Raw genomic sequence first — 26,880 nt, forward strand, 5'->3', positions numbered from 1 at the left:
ATAAATAACCAGACCTAAAGCCTGGGAGCGGCCGTCATGCTGGTGCACCTGTCCGTACATAACTACGCCATTGTTGAACACCTTGATCTCGAGCTGGATCGCGGGATGAGCGTAATCACAGGCGAAACCGGCGCCGGCAAGTCGATCATGCTCGACGCGCTGGGCCTGACCCTGGGCGACCGTGCCGACAGTGGCGTGGTCCGCCCCGGCGCGGACAAGGCCGATATCCTGGCCACCTTTGATCTGGCGGACATCCCTGAAGCGGAAGCCTGGCTGGCCGAACGCGACCTCAATAACGAAGGCCCATGCATCCTGCGCCGGGTCATCACTGCCGAAGGGCGCTCACGCGGCTATATCAACGGCACGCCCTGCCCCCTTGGCGACCTGAAAGCGCTGGGCGAGCTGCTGATCGACATCCACAGCCAGCACGAACATCAATCCCTGCTGAAAACCGATACCCACCGTCGCCTGCTGGACGAATACGCCGGGGCTACCGACCTGGCCCGCCAAGTGCAGCTTGCCGCCCAACGCTGGCGCCAGACCCGCCAGGAGCTGGAGCGCCTGTCCAACTCCGGCGACGAACAACGCGCTCGCCACCAGTTACTCAGCTATCAACTTGAAGAACTGGAAAGCCTGGGCCTGGGCGAGACGGAGCTGGAGCAGCTGGAACAGGAACACAAGAACCTCACCAACGCAGAAACCCTGCTGGGCATTTGTCGCCAGGTAGTGGAGCAGTGCAGCGAAAGTGATTCGGGCAATGTGCTCAATGCACTTACGGCCAGCCTCAATCGGCTGTCCAGCGTCAACAGCGCATCCGGCTCATTGAGCGAAGCCACCACCCTGCTGACCAGCGCACAGATCCAGGTTGAGGAGGCAGTGGGCGAACTGAATCGCTTCCTGGACCACTTTGATGCCGACCCTGCTCGTCTCCAGGAAATAGAAGAACGCCTGGACACCATCTACACCCTGGCGCGCAAACACCGGATCCAACCCACTGAAGTGGCGACGATGCAGCAGAAATTGCTGGATGAAATCGAAACCCTCAACGCAAATGACGAATCCATCGAACGCCTGGGTGAAGAGCTCGCTTCGTTTGCCCGTCATTACCAGGAGAAAGCACGAGAACTCAGTGACCTGCGCCGTCAAGCGGCCACTGGCCTGGCCGCTGCGGTGGAACAGGAAATCCAGCGCCTGGGCATGCCGGGCGGTCGCTTTACCATCGAGTTGCGCACCAACGCCACTAATGAACTGCAACCCCACGGCCTGGAGCAGGTAGAGCTGCTGGTCAGCGCCAACCCAGGGCAACCGCTCAAGGCACTGGCCAAAGTGGCGTCCGGCGGCGAGCTGTCGCGCATCAGCCTGGCCATACAGGTGATAACGGCCCAGACCTCACGCGTCCCCACCCTGGTGTTCGACGAAGTGGACGTTGGGATCGGCGGGCCGACTGCTGAGATTGTTGGTCAGCTGTTGCGACGCTTGGGAGATCGCGGCCAGGTGCTGACGGTGACCCACTTGCCGCAGGTAGCTGCCCAAGGGCATCAGCACCTATTTGTACATAAAGTGCGGGGCAGTGATGCAACGCATACCGCAGTGTCCAAGCTGAACAAATCGGAACGTGTGGAGGAAGTGGCACGCATGTTGGGCGGTATAGACCTGACCAAAGAGTCCTTGGCTCACGCCAAGAAAATGGTGGTAGCCGCCAAGGCTTAGCCAAGCCTTTCTTTATATAGAGGTAGAAAACACGAAGGCGACCCTGAGGTCGCCTTCGATCGTTGCGCGGAGTGAATCCGCGTCATTTTTACTTTTTCTTACGGATGTACAGAACCAGATTGTGGTCGACCAATTCGAATCCATGGTCCTCGGCAATCTTATGTTGCAGAGCTTCGATCTCGGGGCTGGTGAACTCGATAACCTCATTGGTATCCAGGTCAACCATGTGGTCATGGTGACCACCGTCAGCCAATTCAAACACCGCATGACCGCCGTCGAAATTATGGCGAACCACCAGCCCAGCGGCTTCAAACTGGGTCAGCACACGATAAACCGTGGCCAGGCCAACGTCCTCGTTAGACTCCATCAGCGCCTTGTAGACATCCTCGGCACTCATGTGGCGCTGCTCAGCAGAATCGAGCATTTGTAGAATTTTGACTCGTGGCAGAGTCACTTTGAGACCGACTTTGCGTAGTTCGCTATTTTCAACCATGGTTAGCTTTCTCGCGGATGCTGCTTCGCAGCTTCTCTTAATACGGGTATGATCGGCGTTTAACGTTGTCCCAGCCAAGATAGTGGAAGTCGCCCACCGATGCAAAACACCAAGCTCTTGCTAACCAGTTTCACCTTTGTGGGACTGCTCGCACTCGCCGGTTGTTCATTCCCCGGGGTTTACAAAATCGACATCCAACAGGGCAATGTCGTCACGCAGGACATGATAGACCAGTTACGCCCGGGAATGACCCGACGGCAAGTACGGTTTATCATGGGCAACCCCCTGTTGACCGACACTTTCCATGCCGATCGCTGGGATTATCTCTACAGCATCCAGCCTGGTGGCGGTGAACGCCAACAGGAGCGCGTCAGCGTTATTTTTAATGGCAACGATCAGCTTGTCAGCCTGTCAGGTGACTTCAAGCCCGGTGTAAGCCGCGATGACGCCCTGCTCGGCAAGGATAACGGCACGAACGTGAGCGCGCCTGCACAGGACGCCGAGAAGCCGAAGTCCGAAGAGCCTGCCAAGCCCGGCTCCTTGCTGGACCAGATCCAGAAGGACGTCGACGGCGTGAAGACCGTCCCGGTCCCGACACCAGAACCTCTGGACGCCAGCCCGCAGTAACTGTGCGGCAAGCAACAAAAAAGCCCGGCATGCCGGGCTTTTTGTTGCGTGTCATCTGGCGAACCTATGTGCCTTGCTGCCTGGTCATCGCAGCCTTGGCCGCACGCAGCCTACGCACCTCTTTAGGGTCTGCCAGCAACGGCCGGTAGATCTCGATACGATCACCCGCGTTGACGGTACGCTCATCCGGCTTTTCGACCACCTTGCCGAAAATACCCAAGGGATACTCAGCCAGCTCCACCCCGGGAAATTGCGCCGCAATCCCCGACGCCCGCACCGCGCCCCTTAAACTCGTGCCCACCGGTACCGTTACCGCCAACAACACCTGGCGGTCCTCGGCGGCATACACCACTTCAATCTCAACCATGCAGTTGTTTGGCTCGCTGGCAAAATGCGTCCACCAGCGTATTGGCCGCCTGATTGAACAGAGGGCCCAATGTCGCCCGCACAACCGGACCCGCGTAATCAAAGGACAGGTCCAGGCTGATCTTGCAGGCTTTATCGGTCAGCGCCTTGAAGACCCACACCCCATGCAATTGAGTGAAGGGGCCTTCCTGCAGGTTCATTTCGATGGATTGCCCAGGCACCAGCACATTCCGCGTAACAAAGTGCTGGCTGAGACCACCCTTGGCCACCCCGACACTGGCAACCATATGCTCATCAGTGCTTTCCAGCACTTGCGCAGTAGAACACCACGGCAGGAACTCCGGGTAACGCGCCACGTCGTTGACCAGGTCATAGAGCGCCTGCGCCGGATAGGGCAGCAGGGCCGAACGTTGAATATGCGTCGTCATGTGAGCGTGATTTCCACTGCTGAGGCAAACATCGCGAAAAGAACAGCCGGATCCGCGAGCGAAAAAGATCAAAGAACTGTCTGCATTGTCCGGGATTCGTCGAACACGCTCAAGCACGCAGGTTGACCGTAGCCGACACGCTCGCAACTCCCTATAATGCCGCCCCTATGGCTAAACAAAAGAAACACCCCACAGGGACCATCGCGCAAAATAAAAAGGCGCGACACGATTACTTCATCGAACATCGGTTCGAGGCTGGTCTGGTCCTGGCCGGCTGGGAAGTAAAAAGTCTGCGCGCCAGCAAACTGCAACTGGTCGACAGCTACGTATTGCTCAAGGATGGCGAGGCATGGCTGCTTGGCAGTCATATCACCCCGCTGACCACCGCGAGCACCCACGTGATTGCCGACCCGGTACGCACGCGCAAACTGCTGCTCAATGCCCGCGAGATCGATAAACTCGCGGCAGCCGTACAGCAGAAGGGCTATGCCTGCGTCTGCTTGTCCTGGTACTGGAGCAAGCACCTGGTCAAGTGCGAGATCGCACTGGGCAAGGGCAAGAAGGAATACGACAAGCGCGATACCGAGCGCGAACGCGACTCCAACCGTGAGCTGCATCGCGCCGTGCGCAACAAGGGCAAGGAAGAGTAGCCCTTGCGAGGCTGTAGCCTGGGGTGGCTCACCCCGGCTACATGCCTTTACGCCGCTCCGCCCGCGCCACGCGCTGAACCTCCTGACGTACTTCCTCCAACACTTCCTGCACATACAGCAGGTGACGTGTTGAGACTTCCCGTGCCTGCTCGGCCCGCCCCTCGATAATTGCCAGATACAAGTCCCGATGCTGACTGATGAGCATGTCGCGCGTCTCGGTACGTTGCTGGTACATGCCACCGATATTGGTCACCACGTTGCGCTTGAGCAGATCGAACAGCCCCCGAATGGTGTGCAACAACACCGCGTTATGGCTAGCCTCGGCAATCGCCAAATGAAACCGCGCATCGGCCGCCCCCTCTTCCAGGCGGCTTACCTCGTCGGCCCGCGTGTAGCAATCCTGCAACGCGTCAAACGCTGCGGTCAGCCGCTCACGGTCGACCTCGGTGGCGCGCAGCGCCGCGTAATAGGCACAGGACGCCTCAAGCGTCTGGCGAAACTCCAACAGGTCACGCTGCGCCTCGGGGTTGTTTTCCAACAGATGCAGCAACGGATCACTGAAGGTCGACCCCAGCGACTCCGCCACATAGTTACCCCCGCCCTGGCGACTGACCAACAACCCCTTGGCCGCCAGCTTCTGGATCGCCTCACGCAACGACGGACGCGACACGCCAAACCGCTCCGCCAGAGCACGCTCTGCCGGCAAGCGTTCGCCTGACTTCAACGTGCCCTCGAGGATCATGCCCTCAAGCTGCTCGACAATATCGTCAGACAAACGGCGCTGCCGCACCTGATCAAACCCCATAACTCACTCCCCACAACCCCGACCACTCGCCGGGGCCTCTATTCTCGCCTATCGCCGCGCTTGCAGCACCTATCAGAACTCCCTCGATTGACCCAACCAGAACCCCCTCGCCGACGACGCTACGACCAAAGTTTGCCAAGCGGCAAATTGACACACCCACGCCAAGGCTTTTACTCTAGCCGACAGCGCTTGTAAATTGGTCTTACCAATTATCCAAGATGACTGAATCGCGCCTGACCAACAACAATTAGGGGCCACCCCATATGCAAACCTGGCAACAGCTCTACAGCCCTCTCGGCAGCCTCGGCCTGTCCGCATTGGCCGCCGTTATCCCGATCGTATTCTTCTTCCTGGCCCTGGCCGTGTTTCGCCTCAAAGGCCACGTCGCCGGGAGCATCACCCTGGCGCTGTCGATACTGGTGGCAATCTTCGCCTTCCAGATGCCGGTAGACATGGCGCTCGCCGCCGCAGGCTACGGTTTCGCCTATGGGCTGTGGCCAATCGCGTGGATCATCGTCGCCGCGGTCTTCCTCTACAAACTGACGGTCAAAAGCGGCCAGTTCGAGATCATCCGCAGCTCGGTGCTGTCGATTACCGACGATCAACGCCTGCAGGTACTGCTGATTGGTTTCTGCTTCGGCGCCTTCCTGGAAGGCGCCGCCGGTTTCGGTGCGCCGGTCGCGATTACCGCCGCCCTGCTGGTGGGCCTGGGCTTCAACCCGCTGTACGCTGCCGGCCTGTGCCTGATTGCCAACACCGCGCCAGTCGCCTTCGGTGCGCTGGGCATTCCGATCATTGTCGCCGGCCAAGTGACCGGTATCGATGCGTTCAAGATCGGCGCCATGACGGGTCGCCAACTGCCACTGCTGTCGCTGTTCGTTCCGTTCTGGCTGGTGTTCATGATGGACGGCCTGCGCGGCGTTCGCGAAACCTGGCCGGCAGCGTTGGTGGCGGGCGCAAGCTTTGCGGTCACGCAGTATTTCACCTCCAACTTCATCGGCCCTGAACTGCCGGACATCACCTCGGCCCTGGCCAGCCTGATTGCTCTGACCTTGTTCCTTAAAGTCTGGCAGCCCAAGCGCACTGCCGGCGCACAGATCGCCGGTGTCACGCCCAGCGCGACGATCACCGCCAGCGCCGGGGGCTTCGGCCAGCCGCGCAGCACAGTAGCCTCGCCTTATAACCTGGGGCAGATTTTCAAAGCCTGGTCGCCGTTCCTGATCCTGACCGTACTGGTCACCATCTGGACCCTCAAGCCCTTCAAGGCAATGTTCGCCGCAGGCGGCTCGATGTACAGTTGGGTGTTCAACTTCGCCATTCCCCACCTGGATCAAATGGTGATCAAGGTCGCGCCAATCGTCACCAACCCGACCGCCATCCCCGCCGTCTTCAAACTGGACCCGATTTCGGCTACCGGCACCGCGATTTTCTTCTCCGCGCTGATCTCAATGCTGGTGTTGAAAATTGACATCAAAACTGGTCTGACCACTTTAAAAGAAACCTTTTACGAGCTGCGCTGGCCGATCCTGTCCATCGGCATGGTGCTGGCATTCGCCTTCGTCACCAACTACTCCGGCATGTCGTCGACCATGGCCCTGGTATTGGCGGCCACCGGCGCCGCTTTCCCGTTTTTCTCGCCGTTCCTCGGCTGGCTGGGGGTTTTCCTGACAGGCTCCGACACCTCGTCCAACGCCCTGTTCAGCTCGCTGCAAGCCACCACCGCGCACCAGATCGGCGTCAACGACACCCTGCTGGTGGCCGCCAATACCAGCGGCGGCGTGACCGGCAAGATGATTTCGCCGCAATCGATCGCCGTGGCCTGCGCCGCGACGGGCCTGGTGGGCAAGGAATCCGACCTGTTCCGCTTCACCCTCAAGCACAGCCTGTTTTTCGCCACGATCGTGGGGCTGATCACCCTGGCACAGGCCTACTGGTTCACCGGTATGCTGGTGCACTAAAGACCTGCACGTAATAGGGTAAGCATCGACGCCGGACCACGGTCGCGGCGTCAACTATTCCTGGAGGACCGATGAGCCTGCCTGCTGCTTTTCTGCGTGACGTCGCACAGCTGATTTCGAAAGATCGACGCTTCGACGACCCGCTTTCCACCCTGGCCTTCGGCACCGACGCCAGCTTTTATCGACTGATCCCACAACTGGTGGTCCGTGTAGAGTCGGAAGACGAAGTGGTGGCGCTGCTGCAACTGGCCCAACGCGATCACGTTCCCGTGACCTTTCGTGCGGCAGGCACCAGCTTGTCCGGCCAAGCCATCTCTGACTCGGTGCTGATCGTGCTGGGCGACAACTGGAACGGCCGCGAGATTCGTGGGCAAGGCACGCAGATCCGTCTGCAACCCGGCGTGATCGGCGCTCAGGCCAACGCCTGGCTGGCGCCGTTCGGGCGCAAGATCGGCCCTGATCCTGCGTCGATCAACGCCTGTAAAATCGGCGGTATCGTTGCCAACAACGCCAGCGGCATGTGCTGCGGTACGGCACAAAACACCTACCACACCTTGGCGGGCATCCGCCTGGTACTGGCTGACGGCAGCCGCCTGGACACCGAAGATCCAGCCAGCGTCGCAGCCTTTGAGCAACAACATGGTGCACTGCTCGAGCGCTTGGCGACATTGGGCCGCGAGACGCGAGCCAACGCCGAACTGGCAGCCAAGATCCGCCACAAATACCGTCTGAAAAACACCACCGGCTTGTCACTCAATGCCTTGGTCGACTTTGACGAGCCCCTGGATATCCTCAGCCACCTGCTGGTGGGCTCCGAGGGCACGCTGGGCTTTATCAGCGCAGTCACGTACGACACGGTGATTGACCACCCGAACAAGGCGTCGGCGCTGATTGTCTTCCCGGACGTCGAAACCTGCTGCAACGCAGTGACGGTGCTGAAAACCCAACCGGTCTCGGCGGTCGAATTGCTCGACCGGCGCAGCCTGCGCTCGGTACAGAACAAACCGGGTATGCCGGCTTTCGTACAACACCTATCGGAAAGCGCCTGCGCGCTGCTGATCGAATCCCGTGCGGCATCGCCATCGCTGCTGCAGGAACAGATCAGACTGATCATGGCCGCCCTGGCGCCTTTCCCTGTGGAAAAACAGGTCGACTTCACCGAAGACCCAGTAGAGAACGCCCGGTTATGGGCCATCCGCAAAGACACCTTCCCCGCCGTCGGCGCCGTGCGCAAAACCGGCACCACGGTAATCATCGAAGACGTGACCTTCCCGGTCGAACAACTGGCCATCGGCGTCAATCGCTTGATCGAACTGTTCGACAAGCATCATTACGACGAAGCGATCCTTTTCGGACACGCCCTGGAAGGCAATCTGCACTTTGTGTTCACGCAAGGCTTCAACAGCAGTGAAGAAGTCGCACGCTACCAAGCGTTCATGGACGACGTCGCGCAGCTGGTGGCCGTGGAGTTCGGTGGCTCGCTGAAAGCCGAACACGGCACCGGCCGTAATATGGCGCCCTTCGTCGAACTGGAATGGGGCAGCGACGCCTATCAATTGATGTGGCAGCTTAAACGCCTGCTCGATCCCAACGGCATTCTCAATCCGGACGTGGTGCTCAGCGAAGATCCGCAAATCCACCTCAAACACCTCAAGCCCTTGCCCGCCGCCGATGAGCTGGTGGATAAGTGCATCGAGTGCGGTTTCTGCGAGCCGGTGTGCCCGTCGAAAGGGCTGACCCTGAGCCCACGCCAGCGCATCGTGATCTGGCGCGACATCCAGGCCAGACGGCGCGCCGGCGTCGACACCACCGAGCTGGAAGCGGCGTACCATTACCAGGGCATCGACACCTGCGCCGCCACCGGGCTATGCGCCCAACGCTGCCCTGTAGGCATCAATACCGGTGACCTGGTGAAAAAGCTGCGTTCTCGCGACGCCAACCGTACGAAAACCGCCGAATGGCTGGCCAGCCATTTCGCCACCGCCCTGCAAGGTGCACGCTTCACCCTGCACGTCGCCAATGGTGCGCGCATGCTACTGGGCGCACCGCGCCTTGCAACACTCTCGGCAAACCTCACCCGGTTGTCCCAAGGCCAGATCCCGCAGTGGACCAACGCCATGCCGCAGCCGGAGAAAGCCATTCGCTTCAGCCCGCCTGTAACCGACGAGCGCCCCTGCGTGGTTTACCTGGCGGCTTGCGTCTCGCGTGCCATGGGCCCCGCAGCCGGTGATAAAGAGCAGATATCGCTGTACGACAAGACCCGTGGCCTGCTGGAAAAGGCCGGCTACCAAGTCGTATTTCCCGAGCACCTGGACAACCTGTGCTGCGGGCAGCCTTTCGCGTCCAAGGGCTACGCCGAACAGGCCGAACACAAGCGCCAGGAAATGCTCGGCGCCCTGCTCCACGCCAGTCGTGGCGGCCTCGACCCGATCTACTGCGACACCAGCCCCTGCACCTTGCGGCTGATGCAGGACCTCGGCGAAACGCGCCTGGACCTCTACGACCCGGTGCGCTTCATTCGCACCCATCTGATGGACCGCCTCGACTTCACCCCCCAGGAAGCGCCCATCGCCGTACACGTCACCTGCAGCACCCAGCACCTGGGCGAAAGCCAGGCGCTGATCGATCTGGCGCGACGCTGCGCCAAGACCGTGGTGGTCCCGGAAGGCATTCACTGCTGCGGCTTTGCCGGCGACAAGGGCTTCACCACGCCGGAGCTCAACGCCCACTCACTACGAACCCTCAAGGACGCGGTGCAATACTGCAGCGAAGGGATTTCCACCAGCCGCACCTGCGAAATCGGCCTGAGCCAGCATGGCGGCATCGATTACCACGGGTTGGTGTACCTGGTGGACCGCGTCACCCAGGCCCGCGCAGATTAAACCTGCAAAAAAAACAGAACCCCGGCGCGCCGGCGTAGTCATCTGCATAGGTCTTCGTGACGAAGGCCTCAACGACTTCGCTGGCTGCCCCAACCCGGGAGCAGCATCGAGCCTTACGTGTACAAGGAGAATACCGATGAAGCGCACTGCTCTTGCTGGCTTGTTCATCACTGCGGCGATGCTGGCCTCCCCTGTTTTCGCGGCCGGTGAGCCTGATTTGTGCAAAATCAACCTCGACAAAATCAACAACGGCAAAGCCCTGCTGGCCACCGACACCTCCGGCAAAAGCGGCGAAATCGACACCGCCGTCTCCCAAGCCAAGGCAGCCCACGCCGCCGGTGATGACAAGAAGTGCATCGAGATCACCTCCAAAGCCCTGCAAGACCTGCAGAACAGCGACAAAGGTGGCAACCAATAGCGCGCCGACGCTCACGGCCAACCTTCGGGTTGGCCTTCTGTGACCGTTTGGCGTACACTGCACAAGCTTGTCACTCACTATGAAACAACGAGTTACAAGCACGGGGCCGTTTAGGATTCGACGCCGGTCGCGAAACTTTAGGTGCATGCCGAGTTGGTAACAGAACTCGTAAATCCACTGTTGCAACTTCTTATAGTTGCCAATGACGACCAATACGGTGCTGCTCTCGCTGCTTAATTGCAGCTGACATGCACTCCTGATGCCTTCGGGCTCAGCAATCATCAGGGGATGTCTGTAAACCCAAAATGATTGTCATATAGAACAGAATCGCCGTGCAGTACGTTGTGGACGAAGCGGCTAAAACTTACACAACTCGCCCAAAGCACCCTGCCCGTCGGGTCGCTGAGGGTTAACTTAATAGACACGGCTACGCATGTAGTACCGACAGCGGAGTACTGGCGGACGGGGGTTCAAATCCCCCCGGCTCCACCAAATGATCAAAAAAAGACGTCCACGGACGTCTTTTTTTGTGCCTGCGATCCAGCAAATACGCGGCCTCCAGCGCTTTTGCGGTCTTTAGAGAGTTTTTGAGTTCCAGCCATTCGGGTATTCCAGACGGTATTCCACCTCATCCGGTGCTAATCTTTGGAATACCGAAACAGTGCCTGAGGAGAATCTCATGCCTGCTCAAAACCTCCGTCTTTCTGATCGACAGCTCAAGGGAGTCAAACCCGCGTCCAAGGATTATGTCCTCACGGACGGTGACGGCTTGCAGCTCCGGGTACGCAGCAACGGCTCGTTGCTGTGGAATTTCAACTACCGCGAACCGGTGACCAAGAAGCGCATCAACATCGGCTTCGGGACCTACCCCGAACTGTCACTGGCGAACGCGCGAAAGATGGCAGTCGAGGCCCGCGAACTGCTCGCCCAGGGCATCGATCCTAAGGTGCAGCGCAATACGTTGAATGAAGCCAAGCGTGCGGAAACGGAACACACCTTCGAGAACGTGGCCACCGCCTGGTTCGAGCTCAAGAAAGACTCGGTCACCCCTGCCTACGCCGAGGACATTTGGCGATCGCTCACGCTGCACGTGCTCCCCGACCTGAAGACGACGCCACTCGCGAAAATCACCGCGCCGATGGTGATCGAGTTGCTTCGTCCGATCGAAGCGAAAGGCAGCCTGGAGACGGTCAAGCGTCTTAGTCAGCGGCTTAACGAGATCATGACCTACGGCGTGAACTCCGGCCTGATCTTCGCCAACCCGCTCAGCGGCATCAGGGCAGTATTCAAGAAGCCCAAGAAAGAGAACATGGCTGCGCTTCCGCCCGAAGAGCTCCCCGATCTGATGCTGGAGATCGCGAACGCCAGTATCAAACGCACGACCCGCTGCCTGATCGAATGGCAGTTGCATACCATGACTCGGCCAGCAGAAGCGGCGACAACTCGCTGGGCAGACATCGACTTTGAAAGGCGTGTCTGGACTATCCCTCCGGAGCGGATGAAGAAGCGCCGCCCACATAGCATCCCGTTGAGTGATCACGCTGTCGCACTGTTGGAGTCACTGAAGACTCACAGCGGCCATCGCGAATACGTCTTCCCGGCAGACAGAAATCCGCGCACCCACGCCAATAGCCAGACCGCCAACATGGCGTTGAAGCGCATGGGTTTCCAGGATCGTTTGGTCAGCCACGGCATGCGTTCGATGGCGAGCACTATCTTGAATGAACATGGGTGGGATCCGGAGCTCATCGAAGTGGCTTTGGCGCACGTCGACAAGGATGAGGTGCGCAGCGCCTACAACCGAGCCGACTACATCGAACGCCGGCGACCGATGATGGCCTGGTGGAGTGAGTACATCCAGAAAGCCGCCACCGGCAGCTTGCTCGCCTCAGCGTACGGCCAAGTCAGAGACAAGAACGTGGTGCCGATTCGCTAGCGCGGTACAGGCGCAAGAACTGCAGAAACAACTGAACGTTCAAGATTCGGGGCAAGCAGCCTCACTTATCCGCTTCTAAGCGCGGGTCCATCAAAACAGGGCTGCAAAGCCGCCCTGTTTGGATGGACCTTACTTTGAAGAGCTAAAAGCGACCACGTTGCCCAGGATTTACCACGGAATTCCACCGGTGGATAACCGCTCTTCAAGTCCAAAGTGACACTGAATTTCGAACCTTGACCGGGTTTATCCACAGGCGTAGAACTTGCCGTGCAAGCGCTGTCGATGACAGCAACCCCAGGTGGCCCGAACCTTGAAGGTCACGCCGCTCTCGCGGTGGTTCCCCCCAAAAGGCGATTCGCGTCCGGCAGCTCGCCAGGTCACCTCCCCGGTGATGGATGCCTACTTCAGATCATGGCCCTCGTGCGCCAGACGACACTTTCTACTTCGCTGCCCTGCAGCAACCTATCCGCTTGGCCGAATCTTGCGCCAATCTGCGCCCGTCTCTTTCTCCTGGAAAGAGACGGGCGCTCCCACCACTGCTGCAGCCCATATAGAACGGGGCTTTGCCGCAACCCTCCTCGTGACAATCGGCGTGACAAACGCTGATGTCACCAGCAACAGCGATGTAGATGATGGCGCCGCAGACCAGGAAATGGACTGCACCTGACTGACAGTCAGGCATGCCCCAGTCATCGCATTGCTGCGTTCACCCGGCTCAGGATCTTCAGGCGCTGGTCTCGTCAGCCAGTGCTGCCTCCACCCGCCCACCGGTAACGGTGCTCAGGAGGCCAGATCATGAGATGCCCTTGCTCCCGGTCGTAAGGAGCCGCCAGTCCCGCGTAGTGGACACCCCCCACAGGTCGCAGGGGCCTTGATCCCTGATAACACTCAGCATTCTTGGCGGGAAGACGTGGGGCGAGGACAGGAGAATGAAAAGTGAGGTGACCGACGTGGCATTAGTGGGTAGGCGCGATGGTCGTAATTTCGGTTACGGCAGGCAGTTGAGCTATGCAGGACCGCAGGCGCTGAAAGATATGTTCGGCGGTGGCCACTTCGGCACGGTTAAAGCGCACTGTGATCGGTGGCTGGCATTCGTGAAGTGGTGCCACTCCGAACAGGGGCCCGGTATCAATGATGCGCGGCAGATTGATCGGAAGGTGTTGGCCGACTATGCGGCGTATCTACGCGACGTGGTTGGGCGCGGTGACCTCGCCGTCAGTACCGCACAAAACCGGCTATCCAGCGTTAACAGGACCATGGCGGCGCTTCGCGGTGATCAGTACGTGAAGTTACCAAGCCCGAGCAAGGCGTTGGGTATGCAGCGCACCAGGGTTCGCCAGTCGGTGCCGCAAGGGCAGGATCGCGCGCAGGTGCAGCAGATTGTCGATGTGCTTTGTAATCGTGAACAGCTACGCGCGGGGGCGATGATTCAGATGGCACGTGCCACTGGGATGCGGTTGCGCGAAACAATATTGGCTGATTTGCCCAGATTGATCCGTGAGGCTGACAGGCTCGGCAAGATCAATATCCAGGAGGGCACGAAAGGCGGCCGAGGTGGTGCATCTGCGCCACGATGGATTGCAGTGGATCAACATATTCGGGATGCACTGAGGTTTGCGGCAAAGGTGTCGCCGAAAGGTAGCCGTAACATGATCGCGCCAAGCGAGAGCTATGCGAACGTGTTGCAACGAGTAGCCGGGGCATCGCGGGACGTCCTGCATAAAAACGCCCTGAAAGGATTTCATGAGTTGCGCGCGGCGTATGCCTGTGAGCGCTACGAGCAGATTACCCAGCATCCTGCACCGATTAATGGTGGTCATTGCTATGCCATCGATCCGCGCCTCGACAGTGAGGCTCGCATACAGATCAGCTATGAGCTAGGGCATGGCCGGATTGAGGTAGTCGCTGCCTACATCGGGGGACGGGTATGACCAAGGCGTTTGATATGGAGGTGTTCTTGGCTGCCGCGCTGACTGGGTCTCACGCGACGCGGCAACGACACTTGCGCCAAGCGAAGATTATCCAGGCTGCAATCGTACAGCGATGGCAGCGCGAGTCGCCTTGGGGATGGAAACGGAAGCATCTGGCTTGGTTTCTCAAACATAGCCTGAAACATCGCGGTGCGGGCACACGATATTACTATCTGCTCACTGTTCGACTGATCACCCGACGCCTAGAAACGTCATGGGTTTTCGATCTTTGAAAAGAAATAGGGCCTCCGCTGCGAGCGGCGGCCAGAATCGGCCAGGAGCCGTCACCGAGATGCGTGGATGAAGCGATTAAAGTTCTGCTCCGAAGGTCAAACTAGCTTTAACTTCGCTAGGAAGGCCAAGCCAATACTGACTGAATGGATACTCGACAAGGAATTGAACAGTCGCGACGTAGATTGGACAGCTTGATGGCCTATTGCTACGCTAAATTGGTTGTCTGACATTGGCTGACACACAAGGAATAGTGCTTTGCCTAACGTGGAAAAAGTCAGGACGTTATCAATTCGGCTCCTACGCGAGGAGTTTGATATTGCGGAGGCGTTCAAGGACGAGTATTCGCCCGGTACTGGAAGAGTCCAGCTCAGGCGTAGCGACTGGCCGTTAGTGGAACGTGGCGAGCTGTTTGTGGGCCAACTATTCACGAGCCGTCCAAGCTGGCTCGGGTTCTTGGAAGAGCAAGCAGGGCCTCAGCCTGAGAACCTGATTGCTAGCGGTGCCGGAGGCGTCCTGTTTTTGCCTACAGATGACCGCATTTTCGCCATCTGCTTCGGGCATATTCATTTTGCTCTTAATGACGAAGCATTCGAACGCCAGTTTGGCCTTAAGGTCACGCTTAACTCAGTGCCGCGTGATGGACTGCGGACGCTGGACCTGGCGACACCAGATGCCGTCACATTCCAGAAGCGAGTGCAGGCTAGCAAAGACAGTGATTTGCAGGACTTTGGAGTAGATGTTCTAAGAGACCTCGCGCGTGTAGCGGGTGGTACTCCCAGTGATGTGTCCTTCGCAAGATTTGCAGCCGGCCGTGACACTCTTTCGATTACGTGCAAACTAACGTCAGAGACTCTGGCGGATAAGTGCGAGCAGGTACTGGCTGTCTATCGAAGCGATACGTACAAGCAGCGATTCCCGTGGATCGACAACATGCAGGTTGTGCGGATAAAGGAGACTCTCGCTACCCTCGACGGCCACTTGTTCGAGGCAATTAACTCATTGCGAGCAGGGGATGAGAGTGAGCTCCATATGGCCCCCCCAGAGATTGTTGACTATGAGGAAGGCTGTCTCCTTCATTACAACGGCTTCGGCAGCAGTGGTACAGATTTTCACAGCCTGTCGATCGAAGACTATGTGGCGGAACTAAATCGCTGTGAATTCGATGGTACGATTGATGACATCCGCGAGCGCCACTACATCAAAGCCAAGGCCCCTGATGCTGAGGTGTTCAAGGAGCAGTGGCGGGTATACCACTGCTTTACCTTCGAAACCAACCTCAGAGCGGATGATGAGGATCGCAGCTATGTGCTTTTCGCTGGGCACTGGTACAGCGTAGACCGCAATTTCAAACGACAGGTTGAAGCTCGTTTCCAGGCTATCCCTCGGGTAGATATCATAGGGCCGACCGAGTGTCGGAATGAGCGAGAGCTCATTGCAAATCTCGTTGAGCATCGTGAAGACCTACTATGCCTGGATCAGGTAAAAATCAATCCGCTGGGGGTACGCTATGCCAACATCGAACCGTGCGATTTTCTGTCCAGCGATAAACAGTTTATCCATCTGAAGGACGGCCACTCTTCGGGGCCAATAAGCCACCTTTGGTCACAAGGTGTGGTGAGCGCGGAGGCGCTTGTGAGCGATGCAGATTTTCGTAAGAAGCTTCGCAGCGTAGTGCGAGGGCTTCGTAACGAGGCTGTACGCCTCTTGCCTGCAATCAATGGTCGTGTCGTCCGAGCCGACTACACCGTCGTCTATGGCGTAATGCGCAAACCCTACAAGAATGGTGAACTCGATCTGCCTTTTTTCAGCAAGGTGAGTCTTCAGGCGGCCGTGGACCGCATTGATCAGCTCGATATTCCCGTCGCGCTGGAGATCATAGCCAAACCTGCCAACGAGCAAGACGAAGGAGAAGAGTAGAGATAGGGTAGAGCAGCAGGTCTGCAGGGCAAGCACACCGCGACAGATCCGCAATTACTCTCTCCAGATTATTACCTGAAATCAAAGTTTCAAGTTGCTTGCTATAAATTGCCACTTCAAACCCACGGCAAACGTCGGATCAGTAAAATTCTCCTCGGCTCAACCACCGCGCTGCAAGCCAGAAACCCACGGTTTAAACTAATCAATATTGTCCCGACTCAACAGCAACCTCATCTCTTGCTGCAATACGCTTAGTTCGAACTGCAATTTTTCTTGTCGCTCCAATAGTGTAGCCATAGACTCCACCCCCTCTACAGCAGGAGGGGCAACATATCTAGAAACCGTCAGATTCCAGTCATTCTCTTCCAAATCCTTAACAGGAACACAACAAGCAAGACCATTAATATTTTTTCGCTCTGCATACAATCTTGAAATTTTTTCTATCGCATCTTTCCCCAGACGATTCAGGCGTTGACTTCTCGAAAAAAAACTTGATCCATCAATAAATAGCACATCACTGAAGACTGAAGACTTCCTCATTATCAAAATATTCGCCGGTATGGCAGTACCATAAAATGACATTGCAGGAATTGAAATAACGGCATCCACATTATTCTCTAACAGCATCCTCCTTCTGATTTCCCTCTCTACTCCCCCTCTGAATAGAACCCCCATAGGCACAACCATTGCTGCTCGACCATTCTTATTCAAACTGAAAAGGACATTCTGGATAAATGCAAAATCCGCATTAGCTTGAGGAGGCAACCCATAGCGCAGAAAGTCAACGGATCTTTCGCCATCCCAATGACGAAGTGAAAAAGGCGGATTTGCAAGAGCTAAGTCAAACCTTCCGTAAATTTTCTCTTCATAATCCATACGGGCTAGCGCATCACAAACTTCTATACTATCCACACTAACTCCGTGGACATAAGCATTTGCCATTGCTATAAAAGCTGTCTCAGCAGACCTTTCCCGCCCTAAAACATACAGCCAATTCCTTTCCGATGACTCCTTAACTTTATTGATCGCCCCTATCAAAAACTCTCCGGAGCCACATACCGGGTCATATAGCTTTTCTCCACTTTTAGGATCGAGAAGCTGGACCATCAAACTTACTATTCCGTCAGGAGTAAAGAAATACCCTCCCTTATTAGAATTTCGCTCAGCCAACTCTACCAAGAACCATTCAAAAAATGCGGCCAACCCATCTTCGCGATTACACTCATCAAAAGAAAAACACCTAAACTCATCCCAGAGCCTAACCAACTCACTCCTCTCCGACATATCAGAGCTGAGGACAGGATGTACTTCACCCCAAATACTTAGAATGGAATCTGAGAAAAACGAACTTGATTTACTCTCAACTATCCGCGCAATAACCGATGCCAACGACTCCACATCGCTCAACTCATCAATATCTGAATCTTTAACCAAGCCCTCTCTCGCCTGAATACTCCGCTCCTCATCAAGTGCTTTTTTGCAGACCATAAAGAGCAACAAAACCTTTACTGCATCCAGATCCGTTCCGCTCAAGCGCATACGCTCAATACTTTCCAGCACAAACGCTTTCAAACCAGCAAACGAGATACCCATACCTATCAGTCTCCACCCAATATTTCGTGCGCAGCACTTGCCACCATATTCTCTCCATTAAAAATCAACTTACGCAACGTATCCCTCTGCGCACACCAATTATGATAAATATCAACGATTTGCTTTTGCCTTTTCGGGCTTGGGACTGGCACCGATATTTCAAGTAAATTCTTAACACTTATATTGGGTATGCTTGCGGAGGTTCGTATGGACTCAAGTAAAACACTACCCTTAGCTGAATTAAAAAACCAATGGAGGTACTCCAAACTCACCCCTCCATCCTGCCTCGGGCGAATTATGGCGACTTGGTTTGTTGTGGTGACATTACCGCTCTCCCCTCTAAACACCATGGCTTCAGTTCGCATACCTCTCAGCGGCAATAGCAAATCTCCGACCAGGAGCTTAACCTTCAATTTAGAGGGCTCGATATCAGCATAAGGGAGGGAATTTATATCATTCAGCTCCCCCTCCCGGACGTCCTTTATCTGAATCAACCTAACGCCGCTTTCCGGGCTGTCTGTCTCCGCCCGCTCCCGAAAAGTCTGACCTAATGAGACATCAGCGATGTGAGAGAGTATTTTTTTCGCCACCATTGATTAACTTCCCATGTTCAAATTTTTTTATATCTACTTGTAGGTTTCTAGTTTCACTGCCATCAGCATTTACCTGCCACGAACGATTGAAGCCGACCTCGATATTGGGGCTGAGAGCAAGGTAGACCACAAGGGAAAGATACGTCGGGGGTGCTAATTTCAATCGTTTTCGTTTCATTCTATCTCCTTGCGTGTCTGCCAATAGCCAATTCGATCCGTCGCAATCGCAGAATGCAATCATACTGCAGTCGACTTGGAAGCCATGCTAAGGGAATGCCAGTGAGCCGTCAATGCAGTATTGATGCATTCTGCATTTTTTTACGCAAAAAGGTCAGCTTGAAGAGACAAGCCTTACGAGATGGAAATGCACCCTACCTAATCCAGAGGGGCGTCCAGCGATTCGACAGCAAATAGCTTTCAAAGCCGCTTGCCCCTCAAGGTTGAGGACTAGCCGATCTCTACTTACTCGGCCTCGCTAGGTCAAAGAGCTCTGACCCAGGATCTTTCTTTAACAGCTCGTACACCACCGTCAGGAACACCTCGCGTGTCGATTCATCGCTGAGCAGCTTGGTCGCCATACTAGTGTGGCTGCTCATGGCGGCAGCGATGGCAGAGATGGCTTTTGAAGGCAGGTCCGCCTTCATGGTCTGTTCCATCGTGTTGTTCTGCACTTGGGCCATCACCACGCGGTCAGCGCGCAGCTTCTCGGAAACGTGCACCGCGAAGGCCACCTGGTCAGTGTCGGTAATGTCCTTGCCGAAGGAGTTGTTGAGCTTCTCAATCAGCTCGGCAAGGTATTTTTTCTCGCGGTCGCGGGCGTCGCGCAGGCCGTTATCGGTCATACCATAGAGGCCAGGTGTTTCACCCAGCACGGCGACGCCACTGAGGTTGCTGCCCTTCCTGATCTTGTAGTGGCTGAGTTTGAGGTCACCCAGATCCACCTGTTCGGCGGTGATGCCCCTAAGCCGCTTACGCAGCAGGCGCGCATAGCTGGCGAAGGCCTCCAGGCTCGGGTCGCCGAAGTCGATCAACTGGGCGATATACTCGTAGCTGCGCACGAACTTTGTCAGGCTCTCGCTGAAGATCATCAGCTCGTCGCGTGCCTTGCAATACTCCGAACGCTGTACATCGGCGTACTCCATGTCCTTGTCGCTGCCCTCGTCATGGGCCTTCTCCCAGGCTTTTTCCCACTGGTCGATAGCATCGTTGAGCGTCTTCAACTTTCCGTTGAAGCGGTCGGTGGCTGACTGTGTAAGCGAGAACAGCTTCTGGTGCGTCACCTTCGGGTCGACGATGGCATCACCAAAAGCCTCCACCTCGGCCTGCTCATAGATGAACATGCCATCCAGGCGCTGCTTGATGTCGTAGACGATGTTCGGGTCCTGGATGTCCGCCACCTGGGCATCACGATAGAAGGTCTTGAACGACGCCAGTATCTCGTCGGCCTTGTTAGCGAAATCGATGACGAACGTTTTGTCCTTGCCGGGGAAGGTGCGATTCAGACGCGAGAGGGTCTGTACGGCCTCCACACCGGATATTTTCTTGTCCAGATACATGGCCACCAGCTTCGGCTGGTCGAAGCCGGTCTGGTACTTGTTGGCGACGATCATCACTCGGTAGTCCGGGGTGTCGAACACCTTACGCATATCGCGGCCATGCAGGCCGGGGTTCAGGTTGGTTTCACTGAACTGGTGATCCTTGGGCAGACTGGGCTCTTCCACATCCGAATTGGGCACCTCACCTGAGAAGGCCACCATCGCCAGCACGTTATCGTAGCCCTTGCGCTTGCAGTAGTCCTCCAGCGCCAAGTGGTACTTCACCGCTGCAGCACGCGAGCTGGTCACCACCATGGCCTTGGCCTGGCCGCCGAGCAGGTGCGCCACGTTTTTGCGGAAGTGCTCGACGATCAGTTCGACCTTCTGCCCAACATTCACCGGGTTGAGCGACAGCCACTTGGCCAGCTTGCGCCCGGCGCTCTTCTCGTCCACGCGCTTGTCATCGACCATCTCGCTGCCGATTTTGAACGCCACGTCGTAGCTGGTGTAGTTCTTCAGCACATCGAGGATGAAGCCTTCGTCGATGGCCTGCTGCATGGTGTAGAGATGGAACGGTGCGGGCGGGTTGTCAGTGCCAACCGGCTGCGCCGGATTGCGCGGACGGCCGAACAGGCTCAGCGTCGAATGTTTGGGCGTGGCGGTGAAGGCGAAGTAGCTGGCATTGCCGGGGCGCGAGCGCGAGCTCTGCCACACGGACAACCGCTCCGCCTTGGAGAGTTTTTCCCACTCCGCCTCGCTCTGCCCGGTCAGTACATAACGTAGGTCATCCGCCGTGCTGCCCCCGGTGGAGCTGTGCGCCTCGTCAATGATGATGGAGAAACGGCGATTGCGCAGGCTCTGCTCGCCGAGGATGGCCTTCTGCGCATAGGGGAACGTCTGCAGAGTACAGACGATAATCGGTACACCATCGAGCATGGCCTTGGCCAACTGCTGGCTCTTGGGCAGGTTCGACTGTTGGCGGTCGATGGCGCACACCACGCCGGCCTGGTGCTCGATCTGCTGAATGGCATCCTGCAACTGCTGGTCAAGCACCTGGCGGTCTGTCACCACGATCACGCTGTGGAAATACGGCTCACCGTCTGGGCGGCGCACACGAATCAGCGAATGCGCGGTCCACGCGATGGTATTGGTCTTGCCCGAGCCGGCGCTGTGCTGGATCAGATACGGTTGCCCTGCCCCTTCTACCCGCACCGCATCGATCATCCTGGTCACACCTTCCCACTGATGGAAGCGCGGGAAGATCAGGCCTTCCTTGAAGTAGGTTTTGCCGTTGACGTCCTGGGCTTCCTTACGCTCCAGCAGCACGAAGCGGTGGAAGATGTGCAGCCAGTTGTCCTTCTGCAGCACCCGCTCCCAGAAGTAGCTCACCGGGTAGCTACCGTTGTCGCCCGGCGGGTTGCCGGCGGCGCCATCGTTGCCCCGGTTGAACGGCAGGAAGAAGGTTGAGTCCCCGGCCAGCTTGGTGGTCATGCGTACGTCGCTATCGCTCATGGCGAAATGCACCACTGCGCCGCGCTTGAAGGTGAGCAGCGGCTCCAGGCCACCGCTCTTGCGCTCAGGGCGGCGGTCCATGCAGTACTGCTGCATGGCGGCCTGGACTGACTGGGTGAAGTCGGTCTTCAACTCCACCGTGGCCACCGGAATGCCATTGATGAAGAAGGCCAGATCGATCTCGTCGGCTTTGTCCAACGAGTAACGCAGCTGCGGCACTACGCGCAGACGGTTCGCCGCATAGCGGGCGGTCACCGTGTCGTTGCGCGCGTCTTCGGGCAGCGCCTGGCTCATGGCCAGGATACCGCCGCCGGCCACGGCAAAGCCGTAGCGCAGCACATTTACGGTGCCGCCTTCGACCTTGTTCTCCAACTGCTTGACCAGTCGGTCCAGCACCAAGTCGCTCGTGCCTACACCATTCATTGCGAGGATCTTAGCCATAGCCTGCGGCTGACTGTCCTCCAGCCAACCCAGCACATCCTCAGGGACTAGCGCCCGCCCTTGGTCATAGCCTGCAGACTTACCCACCAGCCAGCCGGCAGTTTCAAGCTGCTCGACGATATGGCGTTCCAGTTCGCACTCGTGGTGGATATGACTCATCGTTTCGTCCTTTAACTTCTCGGCCATCCCTGGGAACGGCCCATCAAATAATGTCTATCGGGCGTATTCACTGATACAGCTGGGGCACATTCACTTGCCGCCGTCGTGGGTATCGCTAATCATGTCGGCACGCTGGTAGCAAGCCGTTCTTGTTCAGGTAGAGCCGCAGCGGGTCGAAGGACCCTGTCCTTGGGTACGATAGGAGGCATCACTCAGCGACGGGCCTATCTTGCCGATGTTCTCGTAGCTCAGATTCAAGCGCTGCGGTTACTCGATCTTATTCACTGAGCAACTCATTTTCTGGCTTCACACCGATATCACTCAGTTGACAGTCCTGCCAGGCGGCATAAGTTTCGCCACTACCCTCTACCAGCCAAGAGATTCGACCACTGGCTGCACGACCATAAACAACCGCTGCTGCTGCACTAGGGCTACTGAAGGCATAGTCGTCCTTGAACATTAGGTACTCACTTCCGTCACTGATCATGACACCGTCACTCACCAACTGCTGGTACAGGTTCCGGTAGTTGTGATCCGCAGTTCCTACCCACTGAGCTCGAGCTCGGGACCCCTTCAGTACAAAGAACTCACCATCGACCTCTTGCGCTTGCGCGCGCTCTTTGCTCTTGGGAAGCTGTAATGCAAAACGCGGCGACTGGCTGACCGGTTGCTCGACGGGTGCCATAACGAGCTTGGAGGGTTTGATCAGCTCGCGCAGGAAGTCGAAGCCCAGCACTGGTAGCACAATGCGGATCTGCTCGAGGAAAAACGCCATGTCTGCACGGTCCGACTCAGGCAAGTTGGTGTAGCTATGCGCTGTGCCATTGCCTACTACACAGCGGCCGGTTTGACTGGCGATCTGGATTAGTTGGCTCTCCAGATACTTGGCATGGGCCTTGGTCAGGTTCTGATCCTTGCTGGTAATCAGACACACACGTTCCCAGAAGTCCTTGCCACCCTGTTCTTGAGGACGGTTGTGTTGCCTCAGGCGCTGCGCCACATCATCAGACTCGCCGATATAAACCCGGGTACGCAGGCTGTCGTCCGGGTCGGGGCCGACGAGAAAGTACACCCCGGTACGCGCGCACTCGGCGCGCTGCACCAGTTCGGCCAGCTTGGAGCGCGGGCCGGTCAGCACATGGCCGGTCCAGTTCATGATCTCGGCGGTGAGCAACCCATTGGGCGTGCCATCCACTAGGAACAGACGCAGGCTGCGACCCTGGCTCATACGGCCTCACGAAGGTCGATCTGACCGGTGACAGCGGCGATGATCAGGGCGGAGCGGCGCTCTTTTAGCATTATAACGCTGCACTCTGATGCCCGAACAAGCCGGTCTAGGCGCCCAACATGTACAGCGATAAAGCGATCAATCACAACCTGCTCATCTCTAGGTGGCAGCAACACTGGCGTTCGCCGGAGTGCATCCAGCGTAATTTCTTTGAACGTCGCCCCCTTGGCCATCAAATCAAAGTACACTTGAGCTGCACCTGAGTTCAAAAAAGCCAGCAAAAAGTCTCGCGTAACTTTCTGCCCTGGCGAGACCTTTGCTGTGCCCTGTGTAAGATTGGCGAGATTCAGTTCATTTGGGACAGGCAAGCACTTGCCGACTGACGCCCGTATCGACATGACAATATCGCCTGGTCGCACCCTTGACCGCGCATAAGACGCATCGATTTCAGGGGAGGTAAGGGGATAACCACTGACTGGAAGCTCATCGCCACTCATGTCACTAGTACGGATATACGGCACCCCGCCTTCGAACTCAGGGCCAGCTTGAACGATTCCGTAAGTGATCGACGAGTTCTGATCTACAACGTGCTTGAGCTGCTTGACGCACCAATGCTCCGGCACCTCCCCTAGCCACTCCACGCCTGAGTCTTTCATCTTCACGCTGGGATCGAGGCCCTTGGTGACGGCATGGGTGATCAGCGCCTGACGCTTTTCGCGCAGCAGTTCGATAAAGCGGGTTTTTTTCTCAATCAGTGCGTCGATGCGAGCGGTTTCGCTATTGAGATGACTGACTATTGAACGAAGCTCGACGGATGGCGGCAGAGCAATACGTGTACCCAACACCTCTCCAGAAGACAGGTGCTTCACTGTCGTTGAGTACGCGGTATCGTTAATGATCTTCAAAGGAAAAGGCAGGGAGTACAGCAAGAGCTCAGTTAAACTCTCATTCTCACCACGCAAAGCGCAAACGCGCTGATTCAACTTGGCAGGCCCAGCCAGCCAAAGAACCGCATTGAAATCCCCATCCATTCCAACAAGGACGTCCCCATCATTAACACGGGCAGAGTCAGGACATGGCTCGCTTGTATAAATCCAATTTTCTGAAGGAGAAAGATCGCGGATACGTATCAATCGATCCTCGCCTTCGCCATCAGGAGAAAAACCTGAAGAGTCAAAAGGAAATCCATTACGTAACCGATAGTGATTGCTGATCCGCGTTACTTCCCAATGCTCCGGCACCCTTCCCAACCACTCCACCCCTGAGTCCTTATAGGCCGGGTACGGCTTGTAATGGCTCATGCCGTCACCTCACCGAGCAGTGCGGCAATCTCGGCCTCCACGGCCTTGAGGTCGGCATCGATCTCGGCCAGCGGGCGCGGCGGCTGGTAGACATAGAAGTAACGGTTGAAGTTGATCTCGTAGCCGACGATGCCGACTTGGCCATCCTTCGCGTCCGTCTTGCCGGTATCGACCCAGGCATCCGACACATGGGGCAGTACTTCACGAGCGAAGTACTCGTCGATGCTCTGGCTAAGCGGTACGTTCTCGAACTCGCGAAGGTCGGAGTCGGCCTGTAGGTTGCCCTTGTCGTCCAGCACCGGCTTGGCATTGGCATCGCGCTCACCGAAGCAGGCCAGCGCGGCTTTCAGCGCGCCCTTACCTAGCTTCTTGATGCCGGCCGCCTTGAGGAAGGCCGGCAGGTTGTCGAACTCGTCCTGTACGCTGGCAAATGCCTCGGCCTGATCAGCACCCTTGGTGTTCTGGTAGACGGCGAGCTTGTCAGGGGTAACCGAGAAGCGCAGGCGCAGCGGACACTCGACGGTAATGCGGCGGTAGCCGAAGTCGGTGGTGGCGAAGATCTTACTGTTCGGGCCTTCCTCGAAGGCCTCGTGCAGCTTGGCAATCTGGGCAATCTGCTCATCCGACAGATACTTGCGCTTGCTGCCTAGGCTCTTGCGCATGGGGGCGTGCATGGCGCTGGTATCGATTAACTGCACCTTACCCCTGCGCAGCGCATCCTTGTGGTTGGACAGCACCCAGATATAAGTACCAATGCCGGTGTTGTAGAACAGGTCGGTGGGCAGGGCGATGATCGCCTCCAGCCAGTCATTCTCCAATATCCAACGACGGATCTCCGACTCGCCCGAGCCGGCGCCGCCGTTGAACAGTGGCGAGCCGGACAGCACGATGCCGATGCGGCTGCCGCCCAAATCAATGGGCTTGCGCTTGGACAGTAGGTGCATGAGGAACAGCAGCGAGCCATCGCCCACCCGAGGCAGGCCAGGGCCGAAGCGGCCCGCATAACCTTGTTGGCTGTGCTCGTCCTGTACCAGCTTCTGCACCTTCTCCCACTTCACACCGAACGGCGGGTTGGCCAGGCAGTAGTCGAACTGCTCATGGGGCAACTGGTCATTGGACAGGGTGTTACCGAGCTTGATATTGCGGGTCTCGAAGCCCTGGATCAGCTTGTCCGCCACGGAAATGGCGTAGGTCTCAGGGTTCAGTTCCTGAGCGTAGGGCACCAGGCGTGCATTGGGGTTCCACTCGGCCACCTGCTCGATGGCCGAAGACAGAAAGCCACCGGTGCCGGCGGCGCAGTCGTACACGGTACGCACTACACCTTCGCCATTGAGCGCCTGATGATCAGGGGCGAACACCAGGGTGGTAGCCAGGCGCACCACATCGCGCGGGGTGAAGAATTCTCCCGCGGTGTCGTTGGCGGATTCGGCGAACTTACGGATCAGATGCTCAAACACCAGCCCCATTTCGTGGTTGCTGATGGTTTCCGGGTGCAGGTCGATGCTGGCAAACTTCTGCGTCACCAGGTACAGCAGGTTGGCCTTGTCGAGCTGAACCAGCCAGTCGGAGAAGGCGAAGTGCTCGAATACCTGGCGGGCGTTGGCGGAAAACTTGGCGACATAGTCCTCTAGGTTGGCGCGGGTGCTGGTGGAACCGACCGAGCCCAGGGAGAACTGCGAGACGTTGTAGAAGGTGGCGCCGGCCGTGGTCGGCAAGATCAGGTCCATGTCCACGCCGCTGGCCTTCATACTCTCGTATTGGCTGCGCACCTTGTCACGGGTCGGCTCCAGCACGCACTCCAAGCGGCGCAGCAAGGTAAAGGGGAGGATGATGCGGCCGTAGATGGACTGTTTGAAATCGCCGCGCAGCGCGTCGGCCACGTTCCAGATGAAGTCGGCGAGGTTTTGCTGGTTCACGCTGCTGTTCCTTACTTGGCGGGCAAGGCGATTTGCGCGCCTCCCTGCGAGATGTCTTAATTGATGCCGAACCTTAACCGGTTGGGTAGCTCCGTGCCAGTATTAGAAACCGGCTACGGTACGGATTTGCCCATTCAGCTAGCGGGCTCTCAATCCCGGAACGTTGGCGTTTTGGCCACGTCGCCGCGACCTATGCAGCGCTACGCAG

21 protein-coding genes and 1 other RNA gene are annotated in these 26,880 nt (G+C 57.2%); 11 read left to right on the forward strand and 11 right to left on the reverse strand.

All coding sequences use genetic code 11. From position 1 onward, the window contains the following. Window positions 1–36 precede the first annotated feature (36 nt). Window positions 37–1,710, forward strand: coding sequence for a DNA repair protein RecN (recN, locus tag DK870_RS07710; protein WP_060752275.1), 1,674 nt, complete (start codon window positions 37–39; stop codon window positions 1,708–1,710). A gap of 88 nt (window positions 1,711–1,798) precedes the next feature. Here recN and fur read toward each other — a convergent pair whose 3' ends face one another. Then, the gene (gene fur / locus DK870_RS07715; protein WP_090365772.1) at window positions 1,799–2,203 is read right to left on the reverse strand and encodes a ferric iron uptake transcriptional regulator; all 405 of its coding nucleotides are present in this window, start codon (window positions 2,201–2,203) and stop codon (window positions 1,799–1,801) included. A gap of 99 nt (window positions 2,204–2,302) precedes the next feature. On the opposite strand from fur, the gene DK870_RS07720 reads away from it, so the two are divergent. After that, window positions 2,303–2,830: an outer membrane protein assembly factor BamE gene (locus DK870_RS07720; protein WP_060752277.1), complete on the forward strand. Its 528-nt coding sequence runs from the start codon at window positions 2,303–2,305 to the stop codon at window positions 2,828–2,830. Between the two features lie 64 nt (window positions 2,831–2,894). Here the strand turns inward: DK870_RS07720 and DK870_RS07725 are convergent, their stop codons facing one another. Together DK870_RS07725 and DK870_RS07730 are read right to left on the reverse strand one after the other, a co-directional pair. Then, on the reverse strand, window positions 2,895–3,197 hold the full coding sequence (locus DK870_RS07725) for an RnfH family protein (protein WP_161548379.1): 303 nt from the start codon (window positions 3,195–3,197) through the stop codon (window positions 2,895–2,897). Further along, window positions 3,190–3,624, reverse strand: coding sequence for a type II toxin-antitoxin system RatA family toxin (locus tag DK870_RS07730; protein WP_060752279.1), 435 nt, complete (start codon window positions 3,622–3,624; stop codon window positions 3,190–3,192). The genes DK870_RS07725 and DK870_RS07730 overlap by 8 nt, the downstream gene beginning before the upstream one ends. A 167-nt stretch (window positions 3,625–3,791) precedes the next feature. Here DK870_RS07730 and smpB point away from each other — a divergent pair, with 167 nt between their 5' ends. Further along, on the forward strand, window positions 3,792–4,274 hold the full coding sequence (smpB, locus tag DK870_RS07735) for an SsrA-binding protein SmpB (protein WP_060752280.1): 483 nt from the start codon (window positions 3,792–3,794) through the stop codon (window positions 4,272–4,274). A 37-nt stretch (window positions 4,275–4,311) separates the two neighbouring features. Here smpB and DK870_RS07740 read toward each other — a convergent pair whose 3' ends face one another. Further along, window positions 4,312–5,079 (reverse strand): GntR family transcriptional regulator, encoded by a 768-nt coding sequence (locus DK870_RS07740; RefSeq protein ID WP_060752281.1) that lies wholly within the window; start codon window positions 5,077–5,079, stop codon window positions 4,312–4,314. Window positions 5,080–5,342: 263 nt separating this feature from the next. On the opposite strand from DK870_RS07740, the gene DK870_RS07745 reads away from it, so the two are divergent. From DK870_RS07745 to DK870_RS07775, 8 genes are all read left to right on the forward strand, one after another. Next, on the forward strand, window positions 5,343–7,037 hold the full coding sequence (locus tag DK870_RS07745; RefSeq protein WP_060752282.1) for a lactate permease LctP family transporter: 1,695 nt from the start codon (window positions 5,343–5,345) through the stop codon (window positions 7,035–7,037). Window positions 7,038–7,108: 71 nt separating this feature from the next. Beyond that, window positions 7,109–9,919, forward strand: coding sequence for an FAD-binding and (Fe-S)-binding domain-containing protein (locus tag DK870_RS07750; RefSeq protein WP_161548380.1), 2,811 nt, complete (start codon window positions 7,109–7,111; stop codon window positions 9,917–9,919). Window positions 9,920–10,055: 136 nt separating this feature from the next. Next, entirely contained in the window at window positions 10,056–10,337 is a 282-nt protein-coding gene (locus DK870_RS07755) for a hypothetical protein (RefSeq protein WP_060752284.1), read from the forward strand. Between the two features lie 102 nt (window positions 10,338–10,439). Continuing rightward, window positions 10,440–10,829: a transfer-messenger RNA gene (gene ssrA, locus DK870_RS07760) on the forward strand. 187 nt (window positions 10,830–11,016) lie between these two features. Continuing rightward, on the forward strand, window positions 11,017–12,273 hold the full coding sequence (locus DK870_RS07765) for an integrase domain-containing protein (protein WP_161548381.1): 1,257 nt from the start codon (window positions 11,017–11,019) through the stop codon (window positions 12,271–12,273). Between the two features lie 950 nt (window positions 12,274–13,223). Then, complete coding sequence (locus tag DK870_RS07770; protein ID WP_161548485.1) at window positions 13,224–14,204, forward strand: integrase domain-containing protein; 981 nt, start codon at window positions 13,224–13,226, stop codon at window positions 14,202–14,204. Then, the gene (locus tag DK870_RS29645) at window positions 14,201–14,476 is read left to right on the forward strand and encodes a hypothetical protein (RefSeq protein WP_242787448.1); all 276 of its coding nucleotides are present in this window, start codon (window positions 14,201–14,203) and stop codon (window positions 14,474–14,476) included. The genes DK870_RS07770 and DK870_RS29645 overlap by 4 nt, the downstream gene beginning before the upstream one ends. Window positions 14,477–14,741: 265 nt before the next feature. Further along, window positions 14,742–16,394: a DUF6119 family protein gene (locus tag DK870_RS07775; RefSeq protein ID WP_372241668.1), complete on the forward strand. Its 1,653-nt coding sequence runs from the start codon at window positions 14,742–14,744 to the stop codon at window positions 16,392–16,394. A 198-nt stretch (window positions 16,395–16,592) separates the two neighbouring features. On the opposite strand, the gene DK870_RS07780 is transcribed toward DK870_RS07775, so the two are convergent. The 7 genes from DK870_RS07780 to DK870_RS07810 all read right to left on the reverse strand — a co-directional run bounded on the left by DK870_RS07780 (window position 16,593) and on the right by DK870_RS07810 (window position 26,672). Continuing rightward, the gene (locus DK870_RS07780; RefSeq protein WP_161548383.1) at window positions 16,593–17,987 is read right to left on the reverse strand and encodes an N-6 DNA methylase; all 1,395 of its coding nucleotides are present in this window, start codon (window positions 17,985–17,987) and stop codon (window positions 16,593–16,595) included. A gap of 5 nt (window positions 17,988–17,992) precedes the next feature. Next, the gene (locus tag DK870_RS07785) at window positions 17,993–18,580 is read right to left on the reverse strand and encodes a restriction endonuclease subunit S (RefSeq protein ID WP_122554819.1); all 588 of its coding nucleotides are present in this window, start codon (window positions 18,578–18,580) and stop codon (window positions 17,993–17,995) included. Beyond that, on the reverse strand, window positions 18,546–18,758 hold the full coding sequence (locus tag DK870_RS07790) for a hypothetical protein (RefSeq protein ID WP_161548384.1): 213 nt from the start codon (window positions 18,756–18,758) through the stop codon (window positions 18,546–18,548). The genes DK870_RS07785 and DK870_RS07790 overlap by 35 nt, the downstream gene beginning before the upstream one ends. Before the next feature lie 280 nt (window positions 18,759–19,038). Next, window positions 19,039–22,227 carry a type I restriction endonuclease subunit R gene (locus DK870_RS07795; protein WP_161548385.1) on the reverse strand — a complete coding sequence of 1,063 codons (3,189 nt, stop codon included), beginning with the start codon at window positions 22,225–22,227 and terminating at the stop codon, window positions 19,039–19,041. Window positions 22,228–22,504: 277 nt separating this feature from the next. Further along, window positions 22,505–23,455 carry a GIY-YIG nuclease family protein gene (locus tag DK870_RS07800; protein WP_161548386.1) on the reverse strand — a complete coding sequence of 317 codons (951 nt, stop codon included), beginning with the start codon at window positions 23,453–23,455 and terminating at the stop codon, window positions 22,505–22,507. Then, on the reverse strand, window positions 23,452–24,756 hold the full coding sequence (locus tag DK870_RS07805; protein WP_161548387.1) for a restriction endonuclease subunit S: 1,305 nt from the start codon (window positions 24,754–24,756) through the stop codon (window positions 23,452–23,454). The genes DK870_RS07800 and DK870_RS07805 overlap by 4 nt, the downstream gene beginning before the upstream one ends. Next, window positions 24,753–26,672, reverse strand: a complete 1,920-nt coding sequence (locus tag DK870_RS07810) for a class I SAM-dependent DNA methyltransferase (RefSeq protein WP_161548388.1) — start codon at window positions 26,670–26,672, stop codon at window positions 24,753–24,755. Before DK870_RS07810 ends, DK870_RS07805 begins: the two co-directional genes overlap by 4 nt. Window positions 26,673–26,880: the final 208 nt, after the last annotated feature.

Origin of the sequence: Pseudomonas sp. Q1, assembly GCF_009935975.1 — a bacterium.
Classification (GTDB): domain Bacteria; phylum Pseudomonadota; class Gammaproteobacteria; order Pseudomonadales; family Pseudomonadaceae; genus Aquipseudomonas; species Aquipseudomonas palleroniana.